The organism is Bradyrhizobium shewense (assembly GCF_900094605.1).
In the GTDB taxonomy this organism is placed as follows: Bacteria; Pseudomonadota; Alphaproteobacteria; order Rhizobiales; family Xanthobacteraceae; genus Bradyrhizobium; species Bradyrhizobium shewense.
The window spans coordinates 181,243-195,036 of sequence record NZ_FMAI01000010.1 but is presented as its reverse complement, the minus strand read 5'-3'; the positions used below and the strand labels follow the sequence as shown (position 1 = coordinate 195,036).

Genomic DNA, 13,794 nt, shown 5'->3' with positions numbered 1-13,794 from the left:
AGGCACGGGAGACGTTGGGATTCCGGAGTGCGCTCACGCGCTTTTTACTCCTTCGTGATCGGCGACACCGCTTCAAAGCCGAAGACGGCGTCATAGATGACGATGAAATGATAGGCGTCATCTGATGACGGGATCTGCCAACTGATATTCGGAGCCAACATGGGCGAAGTCATTCGATTTGTCTCAAAGTCCGAGCGCGAGCGAGCACGTCTCATTCAGGAGGCGCGCGCCATCTACGACAGTATCTTCCCGCCGACCGACCCGGCCAGCGAAGGCCAGGATAAGGCCGCGATGGGCCGTACCTATATCGGCCGCGACGGGGGTAACCTGTCGTGATCAAGATCATCGCCGTGCTTTGCAGCCTTGCCTCCCCGACCAATTGTCACGAGCAGGTCGTCACCACCTCGGATTTCGCGCAGGTTTCGGTGCAGTCCTGCCTGATGGGCGCGCCGCAGCTCGCCGACTGGATGACCCAGCATCCAGCGGAGCGACTGGCTGCGTGGCGCTGCGTGATCGGTCAACAGGCCGGCCGGGGCATCTAGCGTCTGAAGGCCGCGTTCGATCGGCGCGCCGCGCCCGGCCATGACGGCCTCGACTGAAGGGAACGCTTGACCCAGGGACCACGGCTCGACCAAAGCCGTGACGACACTCCATTGCCGGGGTAACCTCTCGTTGCAGCCATTGGCAGCAAGGGGGGAATCCGGATGGAAGTCGCGAGCCTCGTTCTTCCCGTATTCGCGATCATCGTCACCGGCTGGCTGGCCGGCGAGCTCGGCTATCTCTCCCGCTCGCTCTCCGACGCGCTGGTGCATTTCGCCTACAACCTGGCAATGCCTGCGCTATTGATCGTCACCATCGCGCAGGAGCCCGCGCGTAATCTGCTGGAATGGCGTTTCCTGCTCGCGTTCGGCGGCGGCTCCCTCGTCTGCTTTGCGCTGGTCTTCCTGGTGATCCGCGCCGGCGGAAAGCATGATCTCGCCAGCAGCACGATTCATGGCATGGCGGCGGCGATGACCAATACCGGCTTCGTGGCGCTGCCGATCCTGCACGCGATCTACGGCCAGCCCGCCGTCCTGCCTGCTGCGGTCGCGACGGTATTCGTCGCGGCCGTGATGTTTCCGATCACGGTCATCCTGCTGGAAAGGGACGCGCGCGGATCGGCCGCGCAGTCCGCGGGCCTCGCGAAGCAGATCCTGCTCAATCCGATGGTGCTATCGACGCTTTGCGGTCTCGTCTGGGCGATTACGGGCCTGCCGATTCCGGCGCCGGTTGCCGCCTATCTCAACATGATCGCCGCCGCGCTCACGCCCTGCGCACTGTTTGCCATCGGGCTCGGCCTGTCGGTCGAGGGCCTGCGCTCCAACCTGAAGGCAACGTTCGCGCTCGCGGTCGTCAAGCTCGTGATCATGCCGCTGATCGTCTACGGACTTTGTGTGATCACCGGCCTCAACGCGCTCTACACCGTCGCCGCCGTGATATGCGCCGCCGTGCCCACGGCGAAGACGGTGTACGTGCTGGCGCACGAACACAAGGTCGAGGAGAAACTGGTCGCGGCCACGGTCTCGGTCACGACGATGCTGTCGGTAGCGACATTGCTGGTCGCGCTATACCTTCTCTCGGGTCTGGCGACCGGCACGCGCTAACCCGCACGGCCGCACTTATCTCGTGGTGTTGCTCCAGGTGGGCGCCGAATTGGTCACGCCGACCGAGGGCCAATTGTAAGATCCGACCGACGGTGCCGTGACCGTTCCGACCGTCTGGCCGGACGAGCCGTAGGACGCCCTCGGCTGCGCTGCCGGCGCTCCGGCGCCGCCATAGGTCGGGGCTACCACGCCCGTGCTGTAGTGTCGGCTCGACCGCGCCTTCTTCGCTTCCGCCGCAAAGGGCGCGGCAAGCAGCCCGGTCGTGATGAGCGCGGCAATGGCGAGTTTAATGCTTGTCATGGCTGATCCCTCGATCGCTAGGGGCCCCTTGTGCCATGTGTTCATTGAGCGGACGATGTCCATAGGCACAAGTTCATAACTCCGTGTGCTGGCGAATGTGCCGAAGCAATGCGTTCGTCACCTCCGCTTCGGACGGATCATGCCCGCCTTCGGATGGACCCGAATCAGCGCTAGGGCATTGCCCTCAGCGACTTCGCGTATTGAGGCGACATGACAGGGCCCGAACTGAAGCAACTCCGCGCCGACCTCTCCGATGTCCTCGATCGGAAGCTCACGGCGGCCGATATGGCGAAGCTCTGCGGATTGCCGGAGAAAGGCGGCGGCGACACCATCCGACGCTGGGAGGTGAGCGGCCCGACGCCGGAGGCGACCAAGGTGCTGCGCGTGCTTGCGATGGCGAGCGAGCGCTATCCCATCCTGGAGAAGTTCGACATCTTCGATCGGCATGACGTGCGCGAGGAAGACCGCCCCGCAAAGCGCGCGGCGTTCCGCGAGCAGATGCGCAACGAGGCGCGACGGCGTCTTGGTTAACGAAGGACGCCCAGAGGTTACCGAAGGGCTGCGAAATTAAGCCTTCCTTCACCACTTCTTAAGCCAGCGTTAAGCACGAAAATCATTTGCAGCCCAATAAGTTAGGTTGGGTCGCGCTGTGCCATGCATGTGACAGCATTTTCGTCAAAAGGAAGCTATCTGCAAAACCAACGCGGCGCGGAAAGCGCGCCTGCCGGGGACCTTAAGTGTCGGAGTTCAAGACGATGAAGAAGATTCTGTTTGCGACCGTTGCGCTGCTCGTGGTGGGCGCTGCTGCACCGGCCGTCGGTGCCGATCTCGGCAACCGCAACTATTACAAGTCGCCCGCGCCAGCCTATGCCGCGCCGATCTACAACTGGACCGGTTTCTACATCGGCGGCCATGTCGGCGGCGCGTTCTCCAGCGACAACAATTTCAACGGCCTTTCCACCGGCAACAACGGCAACGGCCGCTTCCTCGGCGGCGTGCAGGTCGGTGGGGACTGGCAGTTCCACCCGAACTTCGTGGTCGGCGTCGAAGGCCAGTATTCCTGGCTCTCCGGCAGCGTCGGTGCCGTGTTTCCGGGCGGCATCGCCTACACCAACGACCAGCGTGGCCTCGGCTCGATCACCGGCCGCGTCGGCTACACCTGGGGCCCCGGCCTCCTCTATGTGAAGGGCGGCTACGCCTATTCGGACAACAACGAGAAGGTGACCGTCGGCGGCGTGCCGACCGCGTTCGTCATCACCGGCGATCACCGCAACGGCTACACAGTCGGCGCCGGCCTCGAATACATGTTCGCCCCGAACTGGTCGGCCAAGGCCGAGTACCAGTACTACAATTTCGGCGACTCGAGCTTCACCGGCGGCCCGCTCGCGGGCACCGGCAGCTTCACCACCGACGACCACACCATCAAGGCGGGCGTCAACTACCGCTTCAACTGGGCAAGCCCGGCCGTCGCGCGCTACTAATCGGTTACCACAACCTTACCATGACGGAAGGGCCGGCGATTTCGCCGGCCCTTCTTTTTTCGCTGTGCGGAACAGGCGCAACCGTTTGCGGAGATTGCGAATTTTTAACCCGCCGTGCGGATACTGCCGACCACAAAGATAAGCAAGAGCTGGGGGAATTTTCGATGGCGATCCGTCTGGGGCTTGGCCGTTTGGGCCGTTTTCTGCCTCGCTTCAAACTGCCGACCTGGGGCGTGCGCGGCAGCCTGTTCGCGGCCTTTGCAGTGGTCGCCGGCATGGGCCTCGTGATCGCAGCCGGCGCCGGCCTGGCGCTGCAGAATCTCGGCGGACGGATGACCGAGCTGAGCAGGCGGGACATTCCGCGCCTCACCGCCAGCCTGCAATTGTCGGCATTGAGCGCGAGCCTTGCGGCACAGGGACCAGCCCTGCTCGCGGCTCAAAGCGAGGAAGCTCTGAACGAGCGCACCAAGAAGCTCAAGGAGCTGCAGGAGCAGACGCAGCAGAAGCTCACCGAGATCATCGGGCTCGGCGGCGACAAGGCCGTCGTCTCTGGACTCAGCGAGACGATGAAGAGCATCAACGAGGCGGCGCAGAGCCTCGCCAAGGCCGCCCGCGAGCGGCTCGATATCGCCGCCCTCCATGACAAGCAATATGATGCGCTGCGCAGCGCGCAGGGCGCCTTCGTCGGCGCGGCCAGTCCGGCGATGCTCGACGCGCAGACCCGGGTCAACGCCATTCTTGGCTCGGCCGACCTGTCCGCCGCAGATGCCAACGATGCCGCGCAGACCGTCGGCCAGCTCGGCAACGTCGTCGCCAGCGGCAATCTCGCAGCCGCCAACATGAGTGCGGCACTGTCGGCGAACACGAGCGACAAGCTCGACGACATCCAGAAGGAATTCAAGACGGCACAGGGACGCCTGCGGTCGAACCTCGATCTGTTGCCGGACAATCAGGGCAACAAGATGCTGCGCGAGACGGCGGAGAAGCTGCTCGCGCTCGGCACCGGCAAGACCGGCGTGTTCAATCTGCGTGAGAAGGAGCTCGACTCGGTCGATTACGGCCAGACCATCCTGGACGAGACGCGCAAGCTCAATGTCGGCCTCGGCATCAGCGTGCAACAGCTCGTCGACGGCGTGCAGAAAGAGACCAACGCCTCGACCTCGCAGGCGCAGCAGGAGACCTCGCTCGCGACCACCGTGATGCTGGCGCTCGGCTGCTTGATGCTGGTCGGCTCGGCGCTGTTCGTGTGGCTCTATGTCGGCCGCAACATCCTGCGCCGCATCCGTGAGCTTCAGCGCGCCATGCAGCTGCTGTCGGCCGGCGACCTCGACACCGAGATCGTCCGCTCCCGGCAGAACGACGAGATCGGCGTGATGAAGGAAACGCTGACCGTATTCCGCGACAGCATGATCGAAGCCCGGGCGCTCGCCGGCGAGCAGGACAAGGACCGTATCGCCAAGGCCGAGCGGGCCGCGCGCATGGAAGCGAAGATCGCCGAATTCGAAAGCACCGTGCGCTCCGCGCTCGACAATCTGGCGCAGTCGGCCAATTCGATGCAATCGACCGCGCAGAGCATGTCGACCACAGCCGACCAGTCCAACGCGCTGGTCAACGCGGTCGCCTCCGCCGCCGAGGAGACCTCGGTCAACGTGCAGACCGTGTCGTCAGGCACCGAGCAGCTGTCGTCCTCGATCGAGGAGATCAGCAAGCAGGTCGTGACCTCGGCCGCGATCGCCAAGAAGGCGGTCGACGAGGCCGGCGCCACCGACACCACGGTGCAGAGCCTTGCCGACAGCGCGAGCCGCATCAGCGTCGTCGTCGACCTGATCCAGACCATTGCCTCGCAGACCAATCTGCTCGCGCTCAACGCCACCATCGAGGCGGCGCGTGCGGGCGAGGCCGGCCGCGGCTTTGCGGTGGTTGCCTCCGAGGTGAAGAGCCTCGCGAGCCAGACCGCCAAGGCCACGGAGGAAATCCGCACCCAGATCGCCAGCATGCAGGAGATCACGACATCGGCGGTCGGCGCCATCCAGGGCATCGGCCGGATCATCGGCGAGATCGACAATGTGACCACGACGATCGCGGCCGCAGTCGAGGAGCAGGGCGCCGCCACCCGCGAGATCGCGCGCAACATCCAGCATGCCGCCGGCGGCACCAGCGAAGTCTCCAGCAACATCGTCGGCGTCTCCACCGCCTCGGCCGAAGCCGGCGCCGCGGCAAACGAAGTGCTGGGCGCCTCCGACGCGCTCCGCCGCGAAGCCGACATGCTGCGCGGAGAGATCGACGCGTTCCTCAACAACATGCGGGCGGCCTGATTTGTCATTCCGGGGCGCCTCGAAGAGGCGAACCCGGAATCTCGGACCACAATCTCGGGATTCTCAGGTGCGCAACCGCGCACCTGAGTTCGCGCTTTCGCGCGCCCCGGAATGACTGCCCTTTTTGGCGCTTCAACCGAGACGCGGAAAAACGCCGCCCGGTATGACCGCCATGCGGATACCACGGACGGTCCTTTTTCGGCTGGCGTCCCGCCGTATGTGCGGGTACCGATAATGCATGAACGCAAAAACCGACACCGCACAGTCCTCAGCCGAGGCCCTGCGCTACCCCTGGGAACAGCACCCCGGCCACGACGAGGTCGTGGAGGTCAGGCCCGGCGTGTTGTGGGCGCGGCTGAAGCTGCCGTTCCGCCTCAACCACGTGAACATCTACCTGCTCGCCGACGGCGACGGTTATGCGATGGTGGATACCGGCTTCGGCAACGAGGAGACGATTGAGGCCTGGACCAAGCTGTTCGACGGACCGCTGAAGGGCGTCCACATCACGCGTCTGATCGTCACCCACTCCCACCCCGACCATGTCGGACTCGCGGGCTGGGTCGTGGAGCAGTTCAACTGCCCGCTGGTGATGTCGCAGGTCGAATATCTGCAATCGGTCTATCACCAGAACCGCGGCACCGCGGAGCGGCAGGAGGCGCAGCGGCTGTTCTTCCGTCGCCATGGCATGGACGAGTCGCTCACCGAGAAGCTGCTCGGCCGCGGCCAGGATTATCTCAAGCGCGTTTCGGTGCTGCCGCCCTCCTACCGCCGCATCTCCCATGGCGAGGACGTCGTGATCGGCACGCGCCGCTTCAAGGTGATCACCGGCGGCGGCCACGCGCTCGACCAGGTGATGCTGTATTGCGCCGACGACAAGCTGTTCCTCTCCGCCGACCAGGTGCTGAGCAAGATCTCGCCCAATGTCAGCGTCTGGGCGGTCGAGCCCGACCAGAATTCGCTCGGTGAATATCTGGCCTCGCTCGCCAGCCTCACCACGACGCTGCCCTATGACGTCCTGGTGTTGCCCGGCCACGGCGTGCCATTCTACGGACTGAAGACCCGCATCAAGCAGCTCGCCGACCACCATGAAGAGCGCTGCCGCCTGATCGCGGAAGCCTGCCGCGAGGTGCCGCAGACCTCGCGCGCCTTGGTGCCTGTCGTGTTCAACAAGCATGTGCTCGACGAGCACCAGATGGGCTTTGCCGCCGGCGAGCTCGTCGCCCACGTCAACTACATGATCGTCGAGGGCCGGCTGACGGCCGAGACGAAGGACGGCGTGCTGCAGTTCAGGACGACGTGAGTCACTTCGTCATGGCTGGGCTTGTGGCGGCATCTCACTTCATATTCGCGATCGCGTGCAGCGCCGCGATGTAGCCGAACGGGCCGAGCCCGCAGATCACACCGGTCGCCACGAACGAGATCTTGGAGTGGCGGTGATATTCGTCGCGGGCGTGGATGTTGGAGATGTGGACTTCCAGCACCGGCCCTTCGAACGTCTTGATCGCGTCCATGATCGCGACCGATGTGAAGGAAAAGCCGGCCGGATTGATGATGATTGCATCCGCGTCCTGCCGCGCCGACTGGATCAAGTCGACCAGCACGCCTTCGTGGTTGGATTGGTGGAAGGCGAGCTTGAGCCCGAGCGTTGCGGCAGCCGCCTCGCAGCTCGCGTTGACCTCTGCGAGCGTCGTCGTGCCGTAGATGTGCGGCTCGCGAATGCCGAGCATATTGAGGTTGGGACCGTTCAGAATCATGACTCGCTTCATCGGGCGTCCTTTCGCATGAGCTGCTGGCGAGCCGATCCGCGCCTCGCCAAGGCAAAGGCTACGACATCGGCGCGACCGGCTCAGCAATCATGGACGGAGCGCGCCCCATGGACAAAATGTCCAAGCCGGCCGCAACGGTCCCTGGCTTTCCCAAGTCCCTCGGTCCCCGCGGGCGGACCAGTGTTAGGCGTTTGATCCACATCAACTATCGCCGGCGAGACGCCGCTATCAATGGACCCGCGCGCCTCGTCACAAATGTGTGCGGGCGCATGGACATTGGAGCTGGAAAAGCTCTAAAAATGAGCGGCCGCCGTGGCCGGGTTCCGTTGCAGGTTTTGCCGATGGATTACAACCAGTTCTTCGATACCGCCCTCGATCGTCTCCATTCCGAGCGGCGCTACCGCGTGTTCGCGGACCTGGAGCGCACGGCCGGCCGATTCCCGCACGCGGTCTGGCACTCGCCCAAGGGCAAGCGTGACGTCGTGATCTGGTGCTCCAACGATTACCTCGGCATGGGCCAGCATCCGAAAGTGGTCGGCGCCATGGTCGAGACCGCGACGCGCGTCGGCACCGGTGCCGGCGGCACCCGCAACATCGCCGGCACGCATCATCCACTGGTCCAGCTCGAGGCCGAGCTCGCCGATCTCCACGGCAAGGAAGCCGCGCTGCTGTTCACCTCGGGCTATGTCTCGAACCAGACCGGCATTCCGACCATCGCAAAACTCATTCCGAACTGCCTGATCCTGTCGGACGAGCTCAACCACAATTCGATGATCGAGGGCATCCGCCAGTCCGGCTGCGAGCGGGTCGTGTTCCGCCACAACGATCTTGCGCATCTCGAGGAGCTGTTGAAGGCAGCCGGCCCTGGTCGGCCAAAGCTGATTGTCTGCGAGAGCCTCTATTCCATGGACGGCGACGTCGCCCCGCTCGCCAAGATCTGCGATCTCGCCGAGAAGTACGATGCGATGACCTATGTCGACGAAGTCCACGCGGTCGGCATGTACGGCCCGCGCGGCGGCGGCATCGCCGAGCGTGACGGCGTCATGCATCGCATCGACATCCTCGAAGGCACGCTGGCGAAAGCGTTCGGTTGCCTCGGCGGCTACATCGCCGCCAACGGCCAGATCATCGACGCCGTGCGCTCCTATGCCCCGGGCTTCATCTTCACCACCGCGCTGCCGCCGGCGATCTGCTCGGCCGCGACCGCCGCGATCAAGCACCTGAAGACCTCGAACTGGGAGCGCGAGCGCCACCAGGACCGTGCCGCCCGCGTCAAGGCGATCCTCAACGCCGCCGGCCTGCCGGTGATGTCGAGCGACACCCACATCGTGCCGCTGTTCGTCGGCGATCCCGAGAAGTGCAAGCAGGCGTCCGACCTGCTGCTCGAGGAGCACGGCATCTACATCCAGCCGATCAACTATCCGACGGTCGCCAAGGGCAGCGAGCGGCTGCGCATCACGCCCTCGCCCTATCACGACGACGGCCTGATCGATCAACTCGCCGAGGCCCTGCTGCAAGTGTGGGACCGCCTCGGCCTGCCGCTGCGCGAGAAGTCGCTCGCGGCGGAATAGGCTTTCGCCTTCTTCGGTCCAACTTTCACCGTCCCCGTGGCTACCCCTCTCCCCAACCCTCCCCCACAAGGGGGGAGGGAGCGAGACAGGTGTGCCCGCCTCACGTGATGTGCCACCCGACCCTGTCTCGTCTTCGTCGCGACAATCGACACTCTCTCCGTTCCCTCCCCCCTTGTGGGGGAGGGTCAGGGAGGGGGGTGCCGCACGGGGACTCTCTCGGCGGCCCTCCAGCAATGCGCTTAACGACAACCCCAGTTCCCACCGCCGCGCGGCATTTCGCTGTCGCCTCCCTCCGTCCAGCGCGCTAGAATTACTGGGAAAATGAGCTCGGGCGCGGCCAGCGCCCTGGGAGAAGCGCGCTCGCCATGCTGCACGATTGGGGCGTGATCGCCGCCGCCTTCGGCTATATCGGCTTCCTGTTCCTGGTGGCGAGCCACGGCGACCGCCGTTCGCCGGCCGGGCGCGGCCGTGCCTCCGGGCTGATCTATCCGCTCTCGCTGGCGATCTACTGCACCTCCTGGACCTTCTTCGGCTCGGTCGGCTTCGCCACCCGCGCCTCGACCGACTTCCTCGCCATCTATGTCGGCCCGATCCTGATGATCGGGTTAGGGGCCGGCGTGTTGCGCCGCGTGATCCAGCTGGCGAAAACCCACAACATCACCTCGATCGCCGACTTCATCGGAGCCCGTTACGGCAAGAGCCAGGCGGTGGCGGCAACCGTCGCCCTGATCGCGATCATCGGCTCGGTGCCCTACATCGCGCTCCAGCTCAAGGCGGTCGCCTCCTCGCTCGAAACGATCCTGAGCGAAGACCAGGCCTTCTCCCACATCCCGATCGTCGGCGACGTCGCGCTGATGGTGACGCTGGCGATGGCGGCCTTCGCGGTGCTGTTCGGTACGCGGCAGACCGACGCGACCGAGCACCAGCACGGCCTGATGCTGGCGGTCGCGACCGAATCCATCATCAAGCTGGTCGCCTTCCTCGCCGCCGGCATCTTCGTCACCTTCTGGATGTTCTCGCCGCACGAACTGATCGAGCGCGCCATGAAGACGCCGGAGGCGGTGCGCGCCATCAACTATTCGCCGTCGATCGGCAACTTCCTCACCATGACGCTCCTGTCGCTCTGCGCGATCATGCTGCTGCCGCGCCAGTTCCACGTCAGCGTGGTCGAGAACTCCTCGGATGCCGAAGTCGGCCGCGCGCGCTGGTTGTTCCCGCTCTACCTCGTCGCCATCAATCTGTTCGTGATCCCGATCGCGCTCGCCGGCCTCGTCACCTTCCCGTTCGGCGCGGCCGACCCTGACATGTACGTGCTGGCGCTGCCGATGGAGGGCGGTGCGGGGCTTCTCAGCGTCGCCATTTTCGTCGGCGGCCTGTCGGCGGCGACCGCGATGGTGATCGTCGAATGCGTCGCACTCTCCATCATGGTCTCGAACGACCTCGTGGTGCCGCTGGTGCTGCAACGACGGCCGGAAGGACGCGCCGGCGGCGCGGATTTCAGCGACTTCCTGCTGCGCTCGCGGCGGCTCGCGATCTTCGCCATCATGGTGATGGCTTATTTCTACTATCGCGCGCTCGGCAATACCCAGCTCGTGGCGATCGGCCTGCTCTCCTTTGCCGCCATCGCGCAGCTTGCGCCGAGCTTCTTCGGCGGGCTGCTGTGGCGGCGCGCGACCGCGCGCGGCGCCATCGGCGGCATGCTGGTCGGCTTCGCGGTGTGGCTCTACACGCTGTTCATCCCGAGCTTCATGGATACCTCGACATCAGGCATCCTGCTGCTGCAGCATGGCCCGTTCGGCATCGAGGCGCTGCGGCCGCAGGCCCTGTTCGGCGCCGATCTGCCTCCGCTGATGCACGGCGTGATCTGGTCGCTGGCGCTCAACATCCTGACCTATGTGCTGCTGTCGCTGGCGCGAAGGCCCTCGTCCATCGAGCTGCTGCAGGCCGATTTGTTCGTGCCCAATACGCTTGCGCCGATCTCACCGAGTTTCCGCCGCTGGCGCACCACCGTCACCGTGCAGGACATCCAGACCACGGTGGCGCAATATCTCGGACCCGACCGCGCCCGGCATTCCTTCGAGGCATTCTCCGCACGGCGCAACGTGCGGCTGGAGGCTGGAGCGCCCGCCGATTTCGAGCTGTTGCAGCACGCCGAGCATTTGATCGCCTCCTCGATCGGCGCGGCCTCCTCGCGTCTCGTGATGTCGCTGCTGCTGCGCAAGCGCACGGTCTCGGCCAAGGCCGCACTCAAGCTGCTCGACGACTCGCACGCGGCCCTGCATTTCAACCGCGAGATCCTGCAGACCGCACTCAACCACGTGCGCCAGGGCATCGCCGTGTTCGATGCCGATCTGCAGCTGATCTGCTCCAACCGGCAGTTCGGCGATCTCCTCAATGTGCCCCCGCATATCGTCCAGTTCGGCGAGCCGCTGCGCGAGATCCTGGAATTCATCGCCGTGAGCGATCCGGACGACCCGGTCGAGCGCGAGGCCATGCTGGAGCGGCGCCTCGCCGCCTACACCACCGACAGCGAGCCATATCTCGAACGCCTGCCGGAACGCCACATGGTGATCGAGGTGCTCACCAACCGCATGCCCGGCGGCGGCTTCGTCATCACCTTCACCGATGTCACGCCGACCTTCGAAGCGGCGGAAGCACTGGAGCGCGCCAACGCGACACTGGAAAAGCGCGTCCGCGACCGCACTGAGGAATTGACGCGGCTGAACTCCGAGCTGGCGCTGGCCAAGAGCGCCGCGGAAGACGCCAGCATCTCCAAGACGCGCTTCCTCGCCGCCGCCAGTCACGACATTCTCCAGCCGCTGAACGCGGCGCGGCTCTATGTCACGAGCCTGGTCGAGCGCCAGCACAGCGGCGAGGAGACGCGGCTGGTCGAGAACATCGACGAATCCCTGCAGGCGATCGAGGAGATCCTCGGGGCGCTGCTGGACATCTCGCGGCTGGACGCCGGCGCGATGACGACCTCGATCTCGAGCTTCAAGATGGCCGATCTGATGCGCTCGCTGGAGATCGAGTTCGCGCCGATCGCGCGCGCCAAGAACCTGGAGCTCGCCTTCGTGCCGTGCTCGCTGCCGGTCGAATCGGACCGACTCCTGCTGCGGCGCCTGCTGCAGAACCTGATCTCGAACGCGATCAAATACACCCCGCGCGGACGCGTGCTGGTCGGCTGTCGCCGGCAAGGCCCTTCGCTCAAGATCTGCGTCTACGACACCGGCGTCGGCATCCCGCCGGTCAAGCGCGGTGAGATCTTCAAGGAATTTCACCGCCTCGAGCAGGGCGCGCGAATCGCGCGCGGGCTGGGGCTCGGCCTGTCGATCGTCGAACGCCTCGCGCGGGTGCTCAAGCACGGCATCGCCATCGACGGCAATGTCAGCGGCGGCTCGGTATTCTCTGTGACCGTGCCGACGGCAAAGGCGATCACCCACACCGCCGCCGTGACCAGCGCGACGCCGCTGGCGCGCACGCCGATTTCAGGCGCCCTGATCGTCTGTATCGAGAATGATGCGGCGATCCTCGACGGCATGCGCACGCTGCTGAAGGCCTGGGACGCCGAAGTGATCGCGGTCGCCGATCCCGAAGGCGCGATCGCCGCCATCGAGACGGCTGGACGGCGCGTCACCGGCCTCCTGGTCGACTATCATCTCGACCGCGGCAACGGCATCGCCGCCATCCGCGACATCCGCCGTCGCTTCGGCGACGCCATTCCCGCGATCCTGATCACTGCCGACCGCAGCCCCGCCGTGCAGGTGGCTGCGCGCGACGAGAAGGTCGCGGTGCTCAACAAGCCGGTCAAGCCGGCCTCGCTCCGCGCCCTGCTCGGCCAGTGGCGCACGCAGCAGATGGTGGCGGCGGAGTAGGACGCGCCGGTCAATAGTCGGTCGAGACACTGAGCGCTCGCCACTTCTCCAGTTCTTCGAGTCGGAGCCGATCCGTCGCAGCGATGGCGTTCACGGCATCGCTGCCGAGAGCGATGCGCAGTGGTGGGCGTTTCATATCTGCGAGCTTCAGCACCACGGCGGCGGCCTTAGCGGGGTCGCCGGGCTGGCGGCCATCGTAATCGCGCTGCATCCTGACCGCAGCGCCGACGACGGCGTCGTACTCCGGGCGTCCTTCGTCCGTCGCATGCGCGGCCTGGGCAAAGCCCGTCCTGAATCCGCCGGGCTCGACGATCGTCACACGCACGCCGATCAGCGCCATCTCACGCGCCAGCGATTCCGAAAAACCTTCGATCCCCCATTTCGCGGCCGAATAGGCCGCGCGTGCCGGCGCACCGATGCGGCCGCCGACGGACGAGACCTGCACGATGTGCCCATGGCCCTGCCGGCGCAGCACGGGGATCGCCGCCTTGGTGACGATGATGGTGCCGATCAGGTTGGCCTCGATCTGCTGACGGAACGAATCCAGGCTGGTGTCCTCGACCGATCCGAGGTCGCCGTAACCGGCATTGTTCACCACCACATCGACGCCGCCGAACGTCTTCACGGCAAGTCCGATGGCCGCGTGCGCTGCCGCCTCGTCGGTCACGTCCAGCGATGCAAGCTGAAGCGTTTCGCCGAAGCGCGCAAGCGACGGTTCGAGCGGCTTGGGGTTCCGGGCCGAAGCAAGCACGCGATCTCCCGCCGTGAGTGCTGCTTCCACGATGGCGCGACCAAGACCGCGCGAGGCGCCGCTGACGAACCATGTCTTCGACATCTCGATCT

General features: G+C 65.3%; 12 protein-coding genes. 9 read left to right on the top strand and 3 right to left on the bottom strand.

Features of this window, described 5'->3' with window-relative positions:
* Window positions 1–159 precede the first annotated feature (159 nt).
* From GA0061098_RS45105 to GA0061098_RS20620, 3 genes are all read left to right on the top strand, one after another.
* The gene (locus GA0061098_RS45105) at window positions 160–336 is read left to right on the top strand and encodes a hypothetical protein (RefSeq protein ID WP_162832263.1); all 177 of its coding nucleotides are present in this window, start codon (window positions 160–162) and stop codon (window positions 334–336) included.
* Window positions 333–542 (top strand): hypothetical protein, encoded by a 210-nt coding sequence (locus GA0061098_RS20625; protein WP_091960106.1) that lies wholly within the window; start codon window positions 333–335, stop codon window positions 540–542. The genes GA0061098_RS45105 and GA0061098_RS20625 overlap by 4 nt, the downstream gene beginning before the upstream one ends.
* A 162-nt stretch (window positions 543–704) precedes the next feature.
* Window positions 705–1,643, top strand: a complete 939-nt coding sequence (locus tag GA0061098_RS20620; RefSeq protein WP_091960103.1) for an AEC family transporter — start codon at window positions 705–707, stop codon at window positions 1,641–1,643.
* 15 nt (window positions 1,644–1,658) lie between these two features.
* Here GA0061098_RS20620 and GA0061098_RS20615 read toward each other — a convergent pair whose 3' ends face one another.
* Window positions 1,659–1,943, bottom strand: coding sequence for a hypothetical protein (locus GA0061098_RS20615; RefSeq protein ID WP_028139867.1), 285 nt, complete (start codon window positions 1,941–1,943; stop codon window positions 1,659–1,661).
* A gap of 210 nt (window positions 1,944–2,153) precedes the next feature.
* Here GA0061098_RS20615 and GA0061098_RS20610 point away from each other — a divergent pair, with 210 nt between their 5' ends.
* From GA0061098_RS20610 to GA0061098_RS20595, 4 genes are all read left to right on the top strand, one after another.
* The gene (locus tag GA0061098_RS20610) at window positions 2,154–2,474 is read left to right on the top strand and encodes a hypothetical protein (protein ID WP_091960100.1); all 321 of its coding nucleotides are present in this window, start codon (window positions 2,154–2,156) and stop codon (window positions 2,472–2,474) included.
* A 224-nt stretch (window positions 2,475–2,698) separates the two neighbouring features.
* On the top strand, window positions 2,699–3,424 hold the full coding sequence (locus tag GA0061098_RS20605; protein ID WP_091960359.1) for an outer membrane protein: 726 nt from the start codon (window positions 2,699–2,701) through the stop codon (window positions 3,422–3,424).
* A 164-nt stretch (window positions 3,425–3,588) separates the two neighbouring features.
* Entirely contained in the window at window positions 3,589–5,739 is a 2,151-nt protein-coding gene (locus tag GA0061098_RS20600) for a methyl-accepting chemotaxis protein (RefSeq protein WP_091960095.1), read from the top strand.
* Between the two features lie 238 nt (window positions 5,740–5,977).
* Window positions 5,978–7,039, top strand: a complete 1,062-nt coding sequence (locus GA0061098_RS20595; protein ID WP_091960091.1) for an MBL fold metallo-hydrolase — start codon at window positions 5,978–5,980, stop codon at window positions 7,037–7,039.
* Window positions 7,040–7,073: 34 nt separating this feature from the next.
* Here GA0061098_RS20595 and aroQ read toward each other — a convergent pair whose 3' ends face one another.
* Window positions 7,074–7,505, bottom strand: a complete 432-nt coding sequence (gene aroQ, locus GA0061098_RS20590) for a type II 3-dehydroquinate dehydratase (RefSeq protein ID WP_091960086.1) — start codon at window positions 7,503–7,505, stop codon at window positions 7,074–7,076.
* Window positions 7,506–7,846: 341 nt separating this feature from the next.
* Here aroQ and hemA point away from each other — a divergent pair, with 341 nt between their 5' ends.
* Both hemA and GA0061098_RS20580 read left to right on the top strand, forming a co-directional pair.
* Entirely contained in the window at window positions 7,847–9,076 is a 1,230-nt protein-coding gene (hemA, locus tag GA0061098_RS20585; protein WP_091960356.1) for a 5-aminolevulinate synthase, read from the top strand.
* A gap of 365 nt (window positions 9,077–9,441) precedes the next feature.
* The gene (locus GA0061098_RS20580; RefSeq protein WP_091960081.1) at window positions 9,442–12,951 is read left to right on the top strand and encodes a PAS domain-containing hybrid sensor histidine kinase/response regulator; all 3,510 of its coding nucleotides are present in this window, start codon (window positions 9,442–9,444) and stop codon (window positions 12,949–12,951) included.
* A 10-nt stretch (window positions 12,952–12,961) separates the two neighbouring features.
* Here the strand turns inward: GA0061098_RS20580 and GA0061098_RS20575 are convergent, their stop codons facing one another.
* Window positions 12,962–13,786, bottom strand: a complete 825-nt coding sequence (locus GA0061098_RS20575) for an SDR family NAD(P)-dependent oxidoreductase (RefSeq protein WP_091960078.1) — start codon at window positions 13,784–13,786, stop codon at window positions 12,962–12,964.
* Window positions 13,787–13,794: the final 8 nt, after the last annotated feature.

Bases quoted from the DNA above. Each gene is read 5' to 3' on its own strand.
- GA0061098_RS45105 (WP_162832263.1), top strand. From the start codon at position 160: ATGGGCGAAGTCATTCGATTTGTCTCAAAGTCCGAGCGCGAGCGAGCA.
- GA0061098_RS20620 (WP_091960103.1), top strand. From the start codon at position 705: ATGGAAGTCGCGAGCCTCGTTCTTCCCGTATTCGCGATCATCGTCACC.
- GA0061098_RS20615 (WP_028139867.1), bottom strand. From the start codon at position 1,943: ATGACAAGCATTAAACTCGCCATTGCCGCGCTCATCACGACCGGGCTG.
- GA0061098_RS20610 (WP_091960100.1), top strand. From the start codon at position 2,154: ATGACAGGGCCCGAACTGAAGCAACTCCGCGCCGACCTCTCCGATGTC.
- GA0061098_RS20605 (WP_091960359.1), top strand. From the start codon at position 2,699: ATGAAGAAGATTCTGTTTGCGACCGTTGCGCTGCTCGTGGTGGGCGCT.
- GA0061098_RS20600 (WP_091960095.1), top strand. From the start codon at position 3,589: ATGGCGATCCGTCTGGGGCTTGGCCGTTTGGGCCGTTTTCTGCCTCGC.
- GA0061098_RS20595 (WP_091960091.1), top strand. From the start codon at position 5,978: ATGAACGCAAAAACCGACACCGCACAGTCCTCAGCCGAGGCCCTGCGC.
- aroQ (WP_091960086.1), bottom strand. From the start codon at position 7,505: ATGAAGCGAGTCATGATTCTGAACGGTCCCAACCTCAATATGCTCGGC.
- hemA (WP_091960356.1), top strand. From the start codon at position 7,847: ATGGATTACAACCAGTTCTTCGATACCGCCCTCGATCGTCTCCATTCC.
- GA0061098_RS20580 (WP_091960081.1), top strand. From the start codon at position 9,442: ATGCTGCACGATTGGGGCGTGATCGCCGCCGCCTTCGGCTATATCGGC.
- GA0061098_RS20575 (WP_091960078.1), bottom strand. From the start codon at position 13,786: ATGTCGAAGACATGGTTCGTCAGCGGCGCCTCGCGCGGTCTTGGTCGC.